This window comes from Chromohalobacter sp. 11-W (genome assembly GCF_029889905.1).
Classification (GTDB): Bacteria; Pseudomonadota; Gammaproteobacteria; order Pseudomonadales; family Halomonadaceae; genus Chromohalobacter.
This window is the reverse complement of the sequence record NZ_JARANZ010000002.1, coordinates 403,510-418,196: the sequence shown is the minus strand read 5'-3', so window position 1 is coordinate 418,196 and position 14,687 is coordinate 403,510. Positions and strand designations below refer to the sequence as shown.

Here is a 14,687-nt window from a genome sequence, read left to right as displayed (position 1 = left end):
AGCATCGCTGACTCCCGGGGGAGTGGCGAGCGAATTGGGGCGCTCATTAAACGCACTCGCCGAGAGTGTTGCAAGGTGAGGCTGGCGGTGATCGCTCGAGTTAGGATACGATGTTCGATAATTATCGAGACGTGGATGAGCCTTACGTGACTGACACGACCCTGGTCGACGTCGAGGGTTTGCATTTCTCGCGGGGCGAGAATGACATCTTTCGAGGCGTCGATCTGCGTATTCCTAAAGGCAAGATTACCGCGGTCATGGGCCCTAGCGGCACGGGCAAGACGACGCTGCTCAAGTTGATCGGCGGTCAGCTAGTGCCGGATGCGGGACGTGTGTGTATCGACGGAGAGGATGTGCATGGTTTGTCTCGCCGCGCGTTGTTTCGGATGCGGCGGCGCATGGGCATGTTGTTCCAGAGTGGCGCGCTGTTTTCGGATCTGAGCGTTTTCGAGAACGTTGCCTTTCCTTTGCGTGTGCATACCGACCTGCCGGAAGCCATGGTGCGCGATATCGTGCTGATGAAGCTGCAGTCGGTAGGCCTGCGTGGTGCGCGCAACTTGTCGCCGGCGGAGTTGTCCGGTGGTATGGCCAGGCGCGTGGCGCTAGCGCGTGCGGTGGCGCTCGACCCTGAATTGGTGCTCTATGACGAGCCTTTCGTCGGCCAAGACCCGATCTCAATGGGCGTGCTAGTGCAACTGATCAAGACGGTCAATCAAGCCCTGGGGCTGACTGCGGTCATTGTCTCGCACGATATCAAGGAGACGCTTTCTATCGCCGATTACGTGTATATCATCGCCGACGGCCAGGTCATGGCCCATGGCACCCCGCAAACGCTGGATGTCAATCGCGACGCGCGCGTCAAGCAATTCGTGCATGGCGAGCCCGATGGTCCGGTGCCGTTTCATTACCCGGCACCCGATTTTTATCGCGATATCCTGGCCACCAAGGGAGAGCGTTCATGATGCGTCCTATCGCGTCGCTTGGACGAAGTACGCTCGATGCACTGAGCGCCTTGGGTCGGGCGGCGATGTTCCTGGCTCAGTCGGCGGTGGGCATTCCTTCTCGCGAAGGGTGGCATCTGTGGCTGCGTCAGATGCATTTCATTGGTGTCATGTCGTTGGCGATCGTGCTGGTGTCGGGACTATTCATCGGTATGGTGCTGGGCCTGCAGGGCTACACCATACTGGTCGGTTTCGGCGCGGAGGATGCGCTGGGGCAGATGGTGGCGCTGTCGCTGTTGCGTGAACTTGCGCCGGTGGTGGCGGCCTTGCTGTTCGCGGGGCGCGCCGGTTCGGCGCTGACGGCCGAGATCGGGCTTATGAAAGCGACCGAACAGTTGACCAGTATGGAAATGATCGGGGTCGATCCGCTGCGGCGCATCGTGGCACCACGTCTCTGGGCGGGGTTTATCTCGATGCCGTTGCTGACAGTGGGCTTCAGCGTGGTCGGCATCTGGGGTGGCTACCTGGTCGGCGTGCAGTGGCTGGGTGTGTTCGATGGCTCCTATTGGAGCAATATGCAAAGCAGTGTCGCGTTCGTCGACGATATTCTCAACGGCATGCTCAAGAGCGTGGTGTTCGGTCTCGTCGTTACATGGATTGCGGTGTTTCAGGGATATGACCTGATCCCGACGTCGGAAGGCATCTCGCGGGCGACGACCCGCACGGTGGTCTATTCGTCCCTGGCGGTGCTCGGATTGGATTTCGTGCTGACCGCGCTGATGTTTGGAGAACTTGGATGAAGCGCAGCAAGATGATGGAGTTCGGCGTGGGGTTGTTCGTCCTGGCCGGAATTCTGGGCATGGTGTTTCTTGGCTTGCGCGTCAGTGGCATCAGCCTTGGCGTACCGCAAGATACTTTCACGCTGCAGGCGAATTTCGCCAACATCGGCGGGCTCAAGTCGGGCTCCAGGGTTGCCATGGCAGGCGTGACCATCGGGCGCGTCAGTGATGTCGCGCTAGACACCGAATGGCTCGATGCCCGGGTGACGATGGAGCTCGACGAGGATCTGGAGGGCAAGATCTCGCGGGACAGTACGGCGTCGATTCTCACCTCGGGGTTATTGGGTGAGCAATATGTCGGCCTGAGCGTGGGGGGCGACCCCGAGATGCTCGAAGAAGGCGACACCATCCGCGATACACAGCAAGCGCTGGTGCTGGAGCAATTGATTCAGCAGTTCGTGTCGAACATGACAAACGATTGAGCCAAGGAGGTTCCCATGACATCAAGGCAATTCACTCCCCGGCGCTTCAGTCTTTGCGCACTACTGCTCTCGGTCCTATGGTGCGTGGCATTGACAGCGCAGGCCCAGCAAGCGCCCCAGCAACTGATCGAAGACAACGTGGCCGCGTTGATGCAAAAGCTGGATGGACGCAAGGATTATTACGCCGAGCATGAAGGAGAGCTTGAGTCGTTGGTCGACGATAGCCTCGACGACGTGGCCGATTTTCGCTATATCGGCGCCAGCGTCATGGGTCGGTATTTCAGTAATGCCTCGCCGGAGCAGCGCTCACGTTTCGTCGAGACGTTTCGTAAGACGCTGATCGAGACGTATGCCAAGGGGTTGGTGACGTTCGATTATCGCGACATCCGGGTGCTCGATAATGATAGCAAGCGTCGTTATGAGGATCAGGCCAGCGTCGATATGGAAGTGGTCTCCACCAATGGCGATGTCTATCCCGTGGTGTACACGTTGCATAAGCGCGACGGCGAGTGGCGGGTGATCAATGTCATCGTCAATGGCATCAATCTGGGGCTGACGTTCCGCAATCAGTTCGATCAGGCCATGCGCGACAATAATCGCGATATCGATGCGGTCATCGATGGCTGGGCGCCTGACGTCGCCACCGATGAGCTCGAAAAAGGCGGCGACGACGACCAATGAATGTCCTGCTCGAGCGTGACGATGCCCGGCTTGAGGTACGTGACGAGCGTATTCTGAAAGTCGACGGCGAGGCGGATTTCGACACTGCCGCCTCGTTGGCAGCCAAGGGGCGGGAATGGCTGCAAAGCTTACCGCGCGATGTCGATGTCGAGTTCGACCTGACCGGCGTGAGCTGTGCCAGCAGTGCCGTGCTCAGCGTCCTGCTCGAATGGCTGCGTTGCGCGCAGTCGCACGGCGTGCATATCGTCCATGTGGCCTTGTCGCACCCTTTGGCGCGGTTGACGGCCATGGCGGGATTGGATCCCTTGCTTCCCATTGATGAGTCACGGGTGGCTTCGGCAACGTCATGACAACGCGGAGCGTCGCCTCCCGGGTTCTGCGTGCAAGCGGGCGTCGCCAACGGCGCCCGTTTTCTTTATCATGCCTGTTTGAAATCCCGACTCAATTACCGCACTCGTGCGTGTCACGCGCGCCGTGCCGTAGCACAGGAGCCATCGCCTTATGCAACCCAGCGACGTCAAGGCCCTACTCGAATCGCGTATCGACGACTGCCAGTTTCATATTCAAGGTGAAGGCTGCAATTTCCAGGTGGTCGCCGTCGGTGACGTTTTCGAGGGGTTATCGCCGGTCAAGCGCCAGCAGCTGATTTATTCGGCGTTGTCAGATGAAATCGCCAGTGGCGCTCTACATGCCATCAGTATCAAGACCTACACCCCGTCTCAGTGGGAGCAAGCCCCTGAAAACGCGGGCGTCTAAGCACGGAATTTCATGGACAAATTGATCATTACCGGTAATGGGCCGCTCGACGGGGAAGTGTGGGCGAGTGGCGCCAAGAACTCCGCCTTGCCGATTCTGGCGGCGACCCTGTTGGCCGATGAGCCGGTGACTATCGGCAACCTGCCACATTTGCAGGATATCACCACCACGCTGGAGCTATTGGGGCGCATGGGCGTCGAGCCGGTGATGGGCGACAAGATGAGCATTCAGCTTGATGGCTCTCAGGTAACGCATTGCCATGCGCCCTATGAACTGGTCAAGAAGATGCGCGCTTCGATTCTCGTGCTCGGCCCCTTGCTGGCTCACTTCGGTACGGCCGATGTGTCCTTGCCGGGCGGCTGCGCGATCGGGTCTCGCCCCGTCGACTTGCATCTGCGCGGTCTCGAAGCGATGGGCGCCGAGATCCATGTCGATGGTGGTTACGTGCAGGCGCGTTGTGCCGGCCGCCTCAAGGGCGCCACGATCTTCTTCGACACCGTGACCGTAACCGGCACCGAAAACCTGCTGATGGCTGCTACCTTGGCCGAGGGGACGACGGTACTCGAGAATGCCGCGCGTGAGCCGGAAGTGGTGGATCTCGCCGAGTGCCTGATCGCCATGGGCGCTCGGATTCGTGGCCACGGCACGGATACGATCGTGATCGAGGGCGTGCCGCGCCTACATGGGTGTCATTACGATGTCATGCCGGATCGCATCGAAACGGGCACCTTCTTGGTGGCGGCCGCAGCGACCAGTGGTCGCGTCCGGGTACGTAACACCCGTGCCGATACGCTGGAGGCCGTGCTTGCCAAGCTCGATGAAGCCGGAGCCCGCGTTGAGGTGGGCGATGGCTGGCTGGAGCTCGATATGCGTGGACGGCGTCCACGGGCGGTCAATGTGCGCACTGCGCCTTACCCCGCGTTTCCCACCGACATGCAGGCCCAATTCGTTGCGCTCAACTGTGTCGCCGAAGGCTCGGGCACCGTCGTCGAGACGATCTTCGAAAACCGCTTCATGCATGTGCAGGAACTCAATCGCATGGGGGCGCGGATCGCGCTGGAAGGTAACGCCGCGGTGATCACGGGCGTCGAACATCTCTCCGGTGCGCCGGTGATGGCCACTGACTTGCGGGCGTCGGCGAGCCTGGTCATTGCGGCCATGATGGCGGAAGGCGAAACGCAGGTGGATCGCATTTATCATATCGATCGCGGCTACGAATGCATCGAGGAGAAGCTGCAATTGCTCGGTGCCAAGATTCGCCGCGTACCCGGTTGATCGTCGGTTTCATTCTCCCGTTCCGTCATGGTGGCGGAACGCCAAGTTCAATAGACGTGCCAACATCATGTCAAAGCAACTGATTCTGGCCCTATCCAAAGGGCGCATACTGGAAGAAACGCTCCCGCTGTTGGCTGACGCGGGCGTAGAGCCGGCGGAAGACTTCGGCAAGAGCCGCAAGTTGCTGTTCGATACCAATCTTCCCGATGTCAAATTGGTCGTGATTCGTGCCGTCGATGTGCCGACGTACGTGCAGCTCGGTGCCGCCGATGTCGGTGTGGCGGGCAAGGACACCTTGCTCGAGCATGGGGCCGAAGGGCTGTATGAGCCTCTGGATCTGGAAATATCGCGCTGCAAGTTGATGACGGCCGGTGTGGTCGGGGCGCAGCCAACCCATGCGCGGCGGCGGGTGGCCACCAAGTTCGTCAATGTGGCGCGTCGTTACTATGCCCGACAGGGGATTCAGGCCGAGGTAATCAAGCTCTACGGGGCCATGGAGTTGGCGCCTTTGATGAATCTGGCCGATGAGATCGTCGATATCGTCGATACCGGTAACACCTTGCGCGCCAATGGCATGGAGCCGCGCGAATTGATCGACGAGGTTAGTTCGCGGCTGGTGGTCAACAAGGCCTCGATGACCATGAAGCATGATCGGCTCAAGCCGCTGATCGAGCGCCTGGGGCGCGCGGTCGAGTCGCGGCGCGGTGAGACGCAGGCGTAAGAACACGAGAGGGCGAGATGACTGACAATGCCATGAATGTGGCGCGTCTGAGCACCACACAAGACGATTTCGATACACGTCTGACAGCGTTGCTGGAGTGGGAAGGTGTCTCCGACAAGCAGGTGGTCGAACGCGTCGAGGAGATCATCGATGCTGTGCGCTCGCGAGGCGATGCCGCAGTGATCGAATACACCAATCGCCTGGATCGCATGCAGGCGCGTGACATGAGTGAGTTGACGCTGGATGCGGCACGGTTGCGCGAGGCCTATGAGGGCCTGCCGGATGCACAGCGTGAGGCACTGGCACACGCTGCCGAGCGCATTCGCCTCTATCATCAACGTCAGAAGCCTGAGTCCTGGCAGTACACCGAGGCCGATGGCAGTGTGCTGGGCCAGAAGGTCACGCCGCTGGACCGTGCGGGCATCTATGTGCCGGGTGGTAAGGCCGCGTACCCGTCCTCGGTACTGATGAATGCCATTCCCGCGCATGTTGCCGGGGTGCGCGAAATCGTCATGGTGGTGCCGACGCCTGACGGGGTGCTCAATGACCTCGTGCTGGCGGCCGCGCATCTGGCGGGTGTCGATCATGTCTTTACCGTGGGAGGCGCCCAGGCCGTGGCGGCTCTAGCATATGGTACTCAGAGCATTCCCCGCGTGGATAAGGTCGTCGGGCCGGGCAATATCTACGTGGCCACGGCCAAGCGCGCGGTGTTCGGTCAGGTAGGGATCGACATGATCGCGGGGCCTTCCGAGATTCTGGTCGTGACCGATGGTGAGACCGACCCCGAATGGCTGGCCATGGACCTGTTCTCACAGGCCGAGCACGACGAGGATGCTCAGGCGATTCTCGTGGGCTGGGACGTAGCCCATCTCGATGCGGTGCACGCCGCCATCGAACGTTTGCTGCCTACCATGGAGCGCGAGGCGATCATCCGCGAGTCGCTGGCGTCACGCGGTGCCTTGATCCAGTGCCGTGATCGCGATGAGGCGCTGACGATCATCAACCGCATTGCGCCGGAGCACCTTGAGCTATCGGTTGACGACCCTGAAGCGATGGCGGAAGGCGTACGTCACGCCGGCGCCATCTTCATGGGGCGTTACACGGCGGAAGCGCTGGGCGATTACTGCGCCGGTCCCAACCACGTGTTGCCGACCTCAGGCACTGCGCGTTTCTCCTCGCCCTTGGGCGTTTACGATTTCCAGAAACGTTCGTCGCTGATTCATTGCTCGCCGGAAGGCGCGGCCACTCTGGGGCGTACTGCCTCGGTGCTGGCGCGAGGAGAGTCGCTGACGGCGCATGCGCGTTCGGCGGAGAATCGTCTCCCGGAGAATCGTCTCCCGGAGAATCGTCTCGGCGACACCTGACGACGATTGGCATCCTAAGGGCAGTTATCGCATGCCCCCACCGGTGCGCCGGTGGGGGCATGCTGCGTTAGGATTATTGCGCCTCTGACTCCGACGCTACGGGGCGTTCGCCAGCCGTCAGTGTGATCTCGCGTTTCTCTCCATCACGCACGATGGTAATGGGGAGCTTTGTGCCGGGAGATATCTCGGCGATATCGGCCATGGCCTCGCGGGCATCGATGATGGGCTCGCCGTCGATGGACATGAGCACGTCACCCGGTTGCAGGTCAGCCTTGTCACCTGGGCCGTCGGGTACGACGCTGGCGATGACCACGCCGGTCAACGTCTTGAGGCCGAATGACGACGCTAGATCGGGCGTCATCGCCTGAACATCGATGCCCAGCCAGCCACGGATGACACGGCCATGGGCGACGATCTGGTCGAGTACTTGGTGCGCCAGGTTGGCGGGAATGGCGAAGCCGATGCCTTGTGACCCTCCTGAGCGTGAAAAGATCGCGGTATTGATCCCCACGAGTGCCCCCTCCGCATTGACCAGTGCTCCGCCGGAGTTACCAGGATTGATGGCGGCATCGGTCTGGATGAAGTCTTCGTAAGCGTTCAAACCGAGATGGTTACGGCCTGTGGCACTGATGATGCCCATGGTGACGGTTTGGCCGACGCCAAAGGGGTTGCCGATGGCGAGGCCGACATCGCCGATGGCGACTTGCTCGGAGTCACTGAGCTGGATGACGGGGAGATTTTCGCTGGGAATCTTGAGCACTGCCAAGTCGCTCTCGGGGTCGGTGCCCACGACCTTGGCAAGTGTCTCGCGGCCGTCGCGCAGGGCGACCTGAATCTCATCGGCATCGCGTATGACATGATTGTTAGTCAGTACGTACCCTTCGGCGCTGACGATGACGCCCGAGCCCAGGCTAGAGAGCATGCGCTGACGTTGCGGCATGTCCTTGCCGAAGAATTGCTGGAAAAAAGGGTCGGACATCAGCGGGTGCTCGCTACGCTCGACCATGCGCGACGAATAAATATTGACGACGGCGGGGGCCGCCTTGTTCACAGCACTGGCATAGCTCGCGGGGCCTTGAGACCTGTTCAGGGGTGCGGCCTCGACGACCTCCGGCGCGCGCTCGGCGGTATCGGTGCGTTCTGCGATGGCGCGCACGGCGCTGGTATCGGGCACTGGCGTGGCGGCATCGTCGGCGCTGCGCTCGCCCATTAGCTGGGGGAAAGCGTTGAGTAGCACGATGGCGAGCAGGATGCCACTGATGATGGGCCAGACGAGCGACATCAGTGAGCGACGCATGTAAGGTTCCTTGTCGGCGAGCGGGCAGTCGCTGCCCCGTGGGGCAGCCGTTACAATGGCGCCGAGTGTAACATTGCATCCCTAAGCTGTCTGGAGCCGCCCATGAGTGCTCGACAAGAATTGATCGCCGCGATTGAGTCCGAATTGCAGTGCGGCGACTTCAAGGACTACACCCTCAATGGCCTGCAAGTGGAAGGGCGTGACACGGTGACGCGCGTGATGAGCGGTGTCACCGCCAACCAAGCGTTGCTCGATGAAGCCGTGGCCTGGAAGGCGGATGTGGTGCTCGTCCATCATGGTTATTTTTGGAAGAACGAACCGGTAGCGGTCACGGGGATGAAGCGCCGCCGTCTGGCCACGTTGATGACACATGATATCAATCTGTTGGCGTATCACCTGCCGTTGGATGCGCATGCGACGTTGGGTAATAACGTGCAGCTTGCCAAGCGTCTCGACCTCACGCCGTCAGGCTGTCTCGACGGTGCGCTCGGGCAGGGTCTCCTGTGGTACGGAAATACGTCGTCGTCGATGGATCATGCCGCGTTCGCGGCGCATCTCGAGCGACAATTGGGGCGTGAGCCCTTGGTCATAGCGGGACACGCTCGGTCGATCGAGCGTGTCGCGTGGTGTACGGGCGGCGCACAGGATATGCTGCCGCTGGCGGCCGAGGCGGGTGTCGATGCCTTCATTTCGGGAGAAATTTCCGAGCGCACCACGCATATGGCACGTGAAATGGGGGTGACCTATGTGGCGGCCGGCCATCACGCCACTGAGCGTGATGGCGTCAGGGCGCTGGGGGATTGGCTGGCGTCACGTTTCGATATCACGCATCGTTTCGTGGATATCGACAACCCTGCCTGAGTGGTTCCGAAACAAGAAGGCGCCGAGCGTTTGAAACGGTCGGCGCCTAAGCGTTGTAGCAAGCCTGAGTGGTGTCCAACAAGGATGCCTGAGCGTCTAATCTCAGTAGCGCGGCGGCGTCTCTTCTTCGGTGGCGCGCTGCCTGCGCGGCTCAAGGCCATAGTTTTCCGAGAGCGTGCCCTGGGCGCCCTCAGCGTAGTCGCGTGGCATCTGGGGTGGATCGGCATCTTCTTCTTGCGTCTCACCCTCTTGGCGCGGATGCAGGCGGCGCTTGAGCTGCAAATCGTCGACGAGGCGGTCGGCACCTTGAGATAGTTGCTGCTCAAGCTCATGGCTTTGACGCTGAATGCTGTTGACCAGCTCAGAAGCCTTGGCGAAATGGTCGTTCAGTGAATCCTTGACTTGACTGAGTTCCAGCTCCGCCTCTGCCAGTCGTTGGCGAACCTTCTGATTGCGGGCCACGTTGGCGTTCAGCAGATGGTAGCCGAGGGCACCGATGCCAATGCCTGCCAGAAAGCACGCGATGGCCAGGATCCAGTCGATGTTGCTCTCGTTCACAATGCTCTCCTTGATCGTCACGGGGCATGCGGTTGCGATGCGTTGGCATACCAGGCATGGCTATTATATCGGTGTCTTGGCGCGGCGGGTCAAACCCGAAAGTGCGGCACCATGCCGCGTGTGTCCATGCAAGTATCGTGATGACGCGTATAATGACAGCTTTCATCATTCAGTCGAGGTGTGTTTCGCCCCCATGAGTGCCACCATGCCCCCGTCCGCGGAAGCACGTACGCCCCTGGAAAAATATCGCCAGGACTTGCAGCGCGACGATTTCGAGTACGATCCCGATCAGGAAGAGGCCGTTAAACACTTGCAGCGGCTCTATGACGAGTTGGTAAATGCGCCACGCCAATCGTCGAGCGCACCATCGGCAAGTGACGATGGCCTCAAGTCCAAGGTCGCCAAGCTCTTCGGCAAGAAGTCCGCGCCTTCTCCCTTCGAGGCACCGCCGGCGGTTTTGGGGCTGTATTTCTGGGGAGGCGTGGGACGAGGCAAGACGTATTTGGTGGATACGTTCTACGAGACCTTGCCGTTCGCCGACAAGATGCGTACGCATTTTCACCGCTTCATGCAGCGTGTGCATAATGAATTGACGCATTACAAGGGGGAGAGAAATCCGCTGACGCTGATTGCGGGCAAGTTTGCCTCTGAGGCCAGGGTGATCTGTCTCGATGAATTCTTCGTCAAAGACATTACCGATGCGATGATTCTCGCCAATCTGCTTGAGGCGTTGTTCGCACAGGGTGTGGTGTTGGTGACGACTTCCAATATCGTGCCCGACGACCTCTACAAGAATGGTCTGCAGCGTGCGCGTTTCATTCCTGCTATCGACTTGCTCAAGCGTCACTGCGAAGTGGTCAATGTCGACTCGGGGGTCGATTACCGCTTGCGGGCGTTGGAACAAGTGAAGATCTTCTATCACCCGTGGGGTGAGGCCGCTGACCGTGCGCTGGGCGAAAGCTTCCATGCCATTGCGGGTGCCGAAGGCGAGAGGGATGCTGAGATCGACGTTAACCATCGTGTTCTGCAGCCTCGTCGTCTGCATGAAGATGTCGTATGGTTCGAGTTCGAGACGCTATGCGATGGTCCGCGGAGCCAGAACGACTACATCGAGTTGTCCCGCGAGTTTCATACGGTCCTCGTCTCCAATGTGCCCCAGATGAGCGGGGCCACGGAAGACCTGGCGCGGCGATTCATCAATCTGGTCGACGAGTTCTATGATCGCGGGGTCAAGCTGCTGATTTCCGCCGAGGTTGCCATTGAGTCGCTCTACACTCATGGCCAGTTGGAGTTCGAGTTCGAGCGGACCCTGTCTCGCCTGCAGGAAATGCAGTCCAAGGAATATCTGGCATTGCCTCACAAGCCGTGAGGGTTGCCGTGAAGCGCGAAATCGTGCTTTATGGCCGGAGCGGCGTCGTGTACAATGCGCGCTCGCTCTAACGTTGTCCGTCTTTCGGGACGCGGCAACCAAGAAAAATAGGGATTGGCTGCTCACGCCCTTTACACGCGTGACGTCCACACAAGCAATTGGTGATTCACCCATGAAGACGTTCAGTGCTAAGCCACAGTCCGTCACACGCGACTGGTATGTCGTCGATGCGACTGACAAGACGCTCGGCCGCCTGGCCACCGAAATCGCTCGCCGCTTGCGCGGCAAGCACAAGCCGGAATACACGCCGCACGTCGACACTGGCGATTACATCGTCGTCGTCAATGCCGAGAAGGTGCGCGTGACTGGCAACAAGGCGCAAGCCAAGAATTACTACCGTCATACCGGGTATCCGGGCGGTCTGCGCTCCATGTCCTTCGAGAAATTGATCGATCACGCGCCTGAGCGCGTTATCGAAAGTGCGGTCAAGGGCATGCTGCCGAAGGGGCCATTGGGCCGCGCCATGTACTCCAAGCTCAAGGTGTATGCTGGTGCCGAGCATCCGCACGCCGCGCAGCAGCCGCTTGAACTGAACCTCTAAGGGATTCTTCGCCATGACACAGCAGTATTACGGTACCGGGCGCCGCAAGACTTCCACGGCTCGGGTGTTTCTGAAGCCGGGCACCGGCAAAATCGCCGTCAACAACCGTGACTTGCACGACTATTTCGGTCGTGTCACCGGTGAGATGGTCGTCCGTCAGCCGTTCGAGTTGACTGAAACCACTGGCCAGTTCGACGTCTATGTCACCGTGAGCGGTGGCGGCGGCTCTGCGCAGGCGGGTGCGATTCGTCACGGCATTACGCGTGCCTTGCTCGCCTACAACGAGGACTTCCGTCGTCCGCTGCGTGATGCAGGCTACGTGACGCGTGATGCCCGCCAGGTCGAGCGTAAGAAGATCGGTCTGCGCAAGGCGCGTCGTCGTCCGCAGTTCTCCAAGCGTTAAGACGCAGCGCTTCGCACCCATCGGTGCGCGCTACGCAAAGGCCCGGACCTGTCGTCCGGGCCTTTTTGTGTGACGCACTCGATAGGGGCGCTTGTATGGGTGCATGACCTTATCTACCCTCCCGGCATGCTCAATGAGTGGCGGCGGGTGGCATTCGTGCCCCCTATTAACGTGTTATCATCTGGGTTCGAACTGAAGCGAGGAATGTTTCATGGGTGTAGTGGCCAAGCGGTCGTCGATGACCTTTTATTCTGGTAGCGATGATCATTATAGCCATCGCGTGCGTATCGTGTTGGCGGAAAAGGGGGTGGCCGTCGATGTCATCGAGGTCAACGATGACAATAGCCCTGAAGAGCTTGCCGATCTCAACCCGTACAACAGCGTGCCTACCCTGTTGGATCGTGATCTGGTGCTTTACGAGTCCAAGGTCATGATGGAATACCTGGACGAGCGTTTTCCCCATCCGCCGCTGTTGCCGGTCTATCCCGTGGCGCGTGCGCAGAGCCGTTTGTGGATGCATCGCATCGAACGCGAGTGGTGCCCGCTGGTCGAAACGATCCAGCAGGGCAGCAAGAAAGATGCCGAGAAGGCGCGCAAGGAGTTGCGCGAAAGCATCACGGGTATTTCACCGATCTTCGAAGACATGCCGTTTTTCATGAGCGACGAGTTTTCGTTGGCAGATTGCTGCATCGCACCGATTCTCTGGCGGCTGCCGTCGCTGGGCGTCGAGCTGCCGGAAAAGCAAGTCCAGCCGCTGGTGAGCTACATGGAGCGCCTCTTCAGTCGTGATGCCTTCAAGGCTTCCCTGCTGGAGGCAGAGAAGGAAATGCGCACTTAGCGTTGCCATGCATGAGTGTGCAGCGCTGATGAACCGTCGCCGCGAACCGAAAGAGGAAGTTGTCTATGCTTTCCAGTCGCCCTTACTTGGCCCGCGCACTCTATGAGTGGTTGCTGGACAACGGACATACACCGTATATCGTTGTCGATGCCGAGCGTGAAGGTGTAAACGTACCCCGTCAGTCTGTGCAAAACGGGCAGATCGTCCTCAATATTGCGCCTTCCGCGGTACGTGATTTGTATATCGAGAATGCCGCCGTGACCTTCGGCGCGCGCTTTGCAGGCCAGCCGATGGATGTCATCGTGCCCATGGAAGCATTGATCGCGCTTTACGCGCGTGAGAATGGGGTCGGCATGGTCTTCGGCCACGAGCCGGTCATGCCGGAAGCCGAAGCGAGCGAGGGTGGCGACACTCCGCCCGAAGACGATGGCGACCGTCCTGCGCTGGAAAGCGTCGAGGCGCGTGACGATGAAGAAGCCAGTGAAACCGAGAGCGAAAGTGACGACGCCCCGCGTAGCAAGGGGCGCCCGTCACTGCGTGTCGTGAAGTAAAAGCAGGGTCTTCGACCCTGCTCGGTGCTCAATCGAGATATTCGAAGACTTTGACGATCCTCTGAATGCCACCCACTTGTGAAGCGATGTTGGTCACGATGTCTGCTTCTCGGTGGGTCACCATACCCATCAGATAGACCGTGCTGTTTTCGGTGATTACCCGAATTCGGCTGCCGTCGATGCGCTCGTCGGTCGCGAGGTTTGCCTTGATCCTTCCGGTGATCCAGGTATCCGTCATACGCTGGCCGATGGGGGAGTTGGCGGCGACTTCCAGTTCGTTGTGAACGCGGCGCACCTGCCGGGCTTGTTCGGCTACGTTACCGGCTTTTTGCTTGAGTTCGTCGCTCGCCACCTGGCCGGTGAGAAGCACCATGCCGTTGTAGCTGTCGATATTGAGATGCGCGTCGCGAAAGCGCGCGTCGGTGCTGACAAGATTGTCGGAAATCTTGTCCTGGATGCTTTCGTCTTCCACCTTCATGCCGGGGGTGCGCTTGCCGTAGTTTTCACCGCCCTGGCTGTCGGTGGAAGGCGAGGCACAGCCGGCCAGCGCTAGCGTGATGCCAAGGAGGAGCGGGAGAATAACCTGTCGTGTCATGACGAATTCCTTAGTCGGTGCTGCCAAACAGTTGTTGATCGATGAGATCGCAGAGGCAATGTATCGCGAGTAAATGCACTTCCTGAATGCGCGCCGTAGAGGTCGAGGGGACGCGGATTTCGCAGTCGTCCTGACCAAGCAGTGATGCCATGTCGCCGCCATCACGCCCCGTCAATGCCACGATATGCATGTCGCGATCATGTGCGGCCTGAATGGCTTGTACTACGTTGGCTGAGTTACCGCTTGTAGAGATTGCCAGCAATACGTCGCCGGGCTGACCCAGGGCGCGTATCTGTTTGGAGAAAATCTCGTTATAGCTGTAATCATTGGCGATCGAGGTGAGTGTCGAGGTGTCGGTGGTCAGAGCCAGTGCCGGCAGGCTGGGACGCTCGCGCTCGAAGCGGTTGAGAAGCTCGGAAGAGAAGTGCTGACTGTCGCCGGCACTACCGCCATTGCCACAGGCGAGAATCTTGCCTTCGTTGACGAGGCATTGAACCATCATCTGGCTGGCAACTTCGATGAAGGCCGGCAGGACCTCGCTGGCATAGGTCTTGGCATCGATGCTGGCGTTGAAGTGGCCGAGTATACGTGATTGGAAATCCATGGATAGAGGCC

The 14,687-nt window shown here is 59.7% G+C and carries 19 protein-coding genes; 15 read left to right on the top strand and 4 right to left on the bottom strand.

The genetic code is table 11. The features are described 5' to 3' along the window. Nucleotides 1-146 precede the first annotated feature (146 nt). From OP494_RS04805 to hisD, 9 genes are all read left to right on the top strand, one after another. Entirely contained in the window at nucleotides 147-962 is an 816-nt protein-coding gene (locus tag OP494_RS04805) for an ATP-binding cassette domain-containing protein (RefSeq protein ID WP_280539568.1), read from the top strand. After that, on the top strand, nucleotides 959-1,741 hold the full coding sequence (gene mlaE / locus OP494_RS04800) for a lipid asymmetry maintenance ABC transporter permease subunit MlaE (protein WP_178997140.1): 783 nt from the start codon (nucleotides 959-961) through the stop codon (nucleotides 1,739-1,741). Before OP494_RS04805 ends, mlaE begins: the two co-directional genes overlap by 4 nt. Beyond that, nucleotides 1,738-2,202, top strand: a complete 465-nt coding sequence (gene mlaD, locus OP494_RS04795; RefSeq protein WP_280539566.1) for an outer membrane lipid asymmetry maintenance protein MlaD — start codon at nucleotides 1,738-1,740, stop codon at nucleotides 2,200-2,202. The genes mlaE and mlaD overlap by 4 nt, the downstream gene beginning before the upstream one ends. A 15-nt stretch (nucleotides 2,203-2,217) precedes the next feature. Further along, the gene (locus OP494_RS04790) at nucleotides 2,218-2,883 is read left to right on the top strand and encodes an ABC transporter substrate-binding protein (RefSeq protein WP_280539565.1); all 666 of its coding nucleotides are present in this window, start codon (nucleotides 2,218-2,220) and stop codon (nucleotides 2,881-2,883) included. Continuing rightward, nucleotides 2,880-3,233, top strand: coding sequence for an STAS domain-containing protein (locus tag OP494_RS04785; protein WP_280539564.1), 354 nt, complete (start codon nucleotides 2,880-2,882; stop codon nucleotides 3,231-3,233). The genes OP494_RS04790 and OP494_RS04785 overlap by 4 nt, the downstream gene beginning before the upstream one ends. Nucleotides 3,234-3,384: 151 nt before the next feature. Beyond that, nucleotides 3,385-3,639, top strand: coding sequence for a BolA family protein (locus tag OP494_RS04780; protein ID WP_178997147.1), 255 nt, complete (start codon nucleotides 3,385-3,387; stop codon nucleotides 3,637-3,639). Nucleotides 3,640-3,651: 12 nt separating this feature from the next. Then, the gene (gene murA / locus OP494_RS04775; RefSeq protein WP_280539563.1) at nucleotides 3,652-4,914 is read left to right on the top strand and encodes a UDP-N-acetylglucosamine 1-carboxyvinyltransferase; all 1,263 of its coding nucleotides are present in this window, start codon (nucleotides 3,652-3,654) and stop codon (nucleotides 4,912-4,914) included. 67 nt (nucleotides 4,915-4,981) lie between these two features. Then, the gene (hisG, locus tag OP494_RS04770; RefSeq protein WP_040241815.1) at nucleotides 4,982-5,635 is read left to right on the top strand and encodes an ATP phosphoribosyltransferase; all 654 of its coding nucleotides are present in this window, start codon (nucleotides 4,982-4,984) and stop codon (nucleotides 5,633-5,635) included. A 17-nt stretch (nucleotides 5,636-5,652) separates the two neighbouring features. Further along, nucleotides 5,653-6,999, top strand: a complete 1,347-nt coding sequence (gene hisD, locus OP494_RS04765) for a histidinol dehydrogenase (protein WP_280539562.1) — start codon at nucleotides 5,653-5,655, stop codon at nucleotides 6,997-6,999. Nucleotides 7,000-7,072: 73 nt separating this feature from the next. Here the strand turns inward: hisD and OP494_RS04760 are convergent, their stop codons facing one another. Then, nucleotides 7,073-8,296 carry a Do family serine endopeptidase gene (locus OP494_RS04760; protein ID WP_280539561.1) on the bottom strand — a complete coding sequence of 408 codons (1,224 nt, stop codon included), beginning with the start codon at nucleotides 8,294-8,296 and terminating at the stop codon, nucleotides 7,073-7,075. Between the two features lie 102 nt (nucleotides 8,297-8,398). On the opposite strand from OP494_RS04760, the gene OP494_RS04755 reads away from it, so the two are divergent. Beyond that, nucleotides 8,399-9,157, top strand: a complete 759-nt coding sequence (locus OP494_RS04755) for a Nif3-like dinuclear metal center hexameric protein (RefSeq protein ID WP_280539560.1) — start codon at nucleotides 8,399-8,401, stop codon at nucleotides 9,155-9,157. A gap of 102 nt (nucleotides 9,158-9,259) precedes the next feature. Here OP494_RS04755 and OP494_RS04750 read toward each other — a convergent pair whose 3' ends face one another. Then, nucleotides 9,260-9,715, bottom strand: coding sequence for a DUF1043 family protein (locus OP494_RS04750; protein WP_280539559.1), 456 nt, complete (start codon nucleotides 9,713-9,715; stop codon nucleotides 9,260-9,262). Between the two features lie 193 nt (nucleotides 9,716-9,908). Here OP494_RS04750 and zapE point away from each other — a divergent pair, with 193 nt between their 5' ends. The 5 genes from zapE (at nucleotide 9,909) to OP494_RS04725 (ending at nucleotide 13,477) form a co-directional block, all read left to right on the top strand. Next, nucleotides 9,909-11,084 carry a cell division protein ZapE gene (gene zapE, locus OP494_RS04745; RefSeq protein ID WP_280539558.1) on the top strand — a complete coding sequence of 392 codons (1,176 nt, stop codon included), beginning with the start codon at nucleotides 9,909-9,911 and terminating at the stop codon, nucleotides 11,082-11,084. A 172-nt stretch (nucleotides 11,085-11,256) separates the two neighbouring features. Beyond that, a complete protein-coding gene (gene rplM / locus OP494_RS04740; RefSeq protein ID WP_011507504.1) occupies nucleotides 11,257-11,685 on the top strand; it encodes a 50S ribosomal protein L13 in 429 nt (142 codons plus the stop codon). Nucleotides 11,686-11,698: 13 nt separating this feature from the next. Then, nucleotides 11,699-12,088: a 30S ribosomal protein S9 gene (gene rpsI / locus OP494_RS04735; RefSeq protein WP_040241799.1), complete on the top strand. Its 390-nt coding sequence runs from the start codon at nucleotides 11,699-11,701 to the stop codon at nucleotides 12,086-12,088. Between the two features lie 211 nt (nucleotides 12,089-12,299). Continuing rightward, nucleotides 12,300-12,926, top strand: a complete 627-nt coding sequence (gene sspA, locus OP494_RS04730) for a stringent starvation protein SspA (protein WP_280539557.1) — start codon at nucleotides 12,300-12,302, stop codon at nucleotides 12,924-12,926. A 65-nt stretch (nucleotides 12,927-12,991) separates the two neighbouring features. Then, nucleotides 12,992-13,477 (top strand): ClpXP protease specificity-enhancing factor, encoded by a 486-nt coding sequence (locus OP494_RS04725; protein ID WP_280539556.1) that lies wholly within the window; start codon nucleotides 12,992-12,994, stop codon nucleotides 13,475-13,477. A 28-nt stretch (nucleotides 13,478-13,505) separates the two neighbouring features. Here OP494_RS04725 and OP494_RS04720 read toward each other — a convergent pair whose 3' ends face one another. Further along, entirely contained in the window at nucleotides 13,506-14,072 is a 567-nt protein-coding gene (locus tag OP494_RS04720) for a BON domain-containing protein (protein WP_280539555.1), read from the bottom strand. A 10-nt stretch (nucleotides 14,073-14,082) separates the two neighbouring features. Then, entirely contained in the window at nucleotides 14,083-14,676 is a 594-nt protein-coding gene (locus OP494_RS04715; protein WP_280539554.1) for a phosphoheptose isomerase, read from the bottom strand. Between the last annotated feature and the right edge of the window lie 11 nt (nucleotides 14,677-14,687).

Excerpts from the sequence above, each read along its gene's own strand:
- mlaE (WP_178997140.1), top strand. The coding sequence starts at position 959 with ATGATGCGTCCTATCGCGTCGCTTGGACGAAGTACGCTCGATGCACTG.
- mlaD (WP_280539566.1), top strand. The coding sequence starts at position 1,738 with ATGAAGCGCAGCAAGATGATGGAGTTCGGCGTGGGGTTGTTCGTCCTG.
- OP494_RS04790 (WP_280539565.1), top strand. The coding sequence starts at position 2,218 with ATGACATCAAGGCAATTCACTCCCCGGCGCTTCAGTCTTTGCGCACTA.
- OP494_RS04785 (WP_280539564.1), top strand. The coding sequence starts at position 2,880 with ATGAATGTCCTGCTCGAGCGTGACGATGCCCGGCTTGAGGTACGTGAC.
- OP494_RS04780 (WP_178997147.1), top strand. The coding sequence starts at position 3,385 with ATGCAACCCAGCGACGTCAAGGCCCTACTCGAATCGCGTATCGACGAC.
- murA (WP_280539563.1), top strand. The coding sequence starts at position 3,652 with ATGGACAAATTGATCATTACCGGTAATGGGCCGCTCGACGGGGAAGTG.
- hisG (WP_040241815.1), top strand. The coding sequence starts at position 4,982 with ATGTCAAAGCAACTGATTCTGGCCCTATCCAAAGGGCGCATACTGGAA.
- hisD (WP_280539562.1), top strand. The coding sequence starts at position 5,653 with ATGACTGACAATGCCATGAATGTGGCGCGTCTGAGCACCACACAAGAC.
- OP494_RS04760 (WP_280539561.1), bottom strand. The coding sequence starts at position 8,296 with ATGCGTCGCTCACTGATGTCGCTCGTCTGGCCCATCATCAGTGGCATC.
- OP494_RS04755 (WP_280539560.1), top strand. The coding sequence starts at position 8,399 with ATGAGTGCTCGACAAGAATTGATCGCCGCGATTGAGTCCGAATTGCAG.
- zapE (WP_280539558.1), top strand. The coding sequence starts at position 9,909 with ATGAGTGCCACCATGCCCCCGTCCGCGGAAGCACGTACGCCCCTGGAA.
- rplM (WP_011507504.1), top strand. The coding sequence starts at position 11,257 with ATGAAGACGTTCAGTGCTAAGCCACAGTCCGTCACACGCGACTGGTAT.
- rpsI (WP_040241799.1), top strand. The coding sequence starts at position 11,699 with ATGACACAGCAGTATTACGGTACCGGGCGCCGCAAGACTTCCACGGCT.
- sspA (WP_280539557.1), top strand. The coding sequence starts at position 12,300 with ATGGGTGTAGTGGCCAAGCGGTCGTCGATGACCTTTTATTCTGGTAGC.
- OP494_RS04725 (WP_280539556.1), top strand. The coding sequence starts at position 12,992 with ATGCTTTCCAGTCGCCCTTACTTGGCCCGCGCACTCTATGAGTGGTTG.
- OP494_RS04720 (WP_280539555.1), bottom strand. The coding sequence starts at position 14,072 with ATGACACGACAGGTTATTCTCCCGCTCCTCCTTGGCATCACGCTAGCG.
- OP494_RS04715 (WP_280539554.1), bottom strand. The coding sequence starts at position 14,676 with ATGGATTTCCAATCACGTATACTCGGCCACTTCAACGCCAGCATCGAT.